The following is an 811-nucleotide window of genomic DNA, read 5'->3' on the forward strand; positions in this document are numbered from 1 at the left end:
TTTAAAAAGACTAGAAACCATATGAGAAAACTGCTTTTAATATTTGTATTTTTTACATTAATTCAATTAAATGCTTTTTCCCAAAAGCTTTACTTGAAAGGTGCGTTTAGTATTTCTACTGCAGCAGCGCCTATGCAATATAATACTAGTTACAGTTATTACTTCCCTGAAAATAGCTCAAATAGAACTGAGTATCAAGTTGAAAAAGGTTCGTATGGAGCCGGTTTACGAAGTATAGTAGGTTTAGGTACTATGCTAACTGATAACATTGGTTTTGAACTGGAAACTTCTTATTTAAGAGGAGCCCCACAAAAGTCGTATTTTGAAATGTATGTAGAAGATAATAGTGACAAATCAATTACTAGTAGTTCCGGAAGATTATTGGCTTTTGTACCATCGTTATTAGTAACAGCGAAGAGAAGTATAATAAGTCCTTATGCGAAAGCTGGAGTATTAATTGGTAGACCTAGAGTGGTTCAAGAGACAATTCGAACTATTAAATTTGGTCAAACTTATACTAGTACATTCGAAGTAAATGGTAAGACGGCTTTAGGCCTACAAGGGGCAATAGGGGTTAAATGTAACATCTCAGAAAAATTTTCCTTATTTAGTGAGATTACTTTTGCTACGCTCTCATTTACCCCAGTAAAAGGGAAAACAACCGCCTATAAGGTAAATGAGGAGGATTTTATGCATATAATATCAGAATTCGAAAAGACCACAGATTATGTAACCTCATTTTCAACAGACGATAATTTAGATGTAACTAAACCACGTAAGAGTTTTAATTCTCCACTTCCTTTTAACTTTG

Annotated in this window: 1 protein-coding gene; it reads left to right on the forward strand. The window is 33.5% G+C overall.

All coding sequences use genetic code 11. The annotated features are described in order from the left end of the window. Window positions 1–21 precede the first annotated feature (21 nt). A partial coding sequence (locus Q0590_RS37430) for an outer membrane beta-barrel protein (RefSeq protein ID WP_302042802.1) occupies window positions 22–811 on the forward strand: 790 nt, incomplete at its 3' end.

Source organism: Rhodocytophaga aerolata (assembly GCF_030503435.1).
Taxonomy (GTDB): domain Bacteria; phylum Bacteroidota; class Bacteroidia; order Cytophagales; family 172606-1; genus Rhodocytophaga; species Rhodocytophaga aerolata.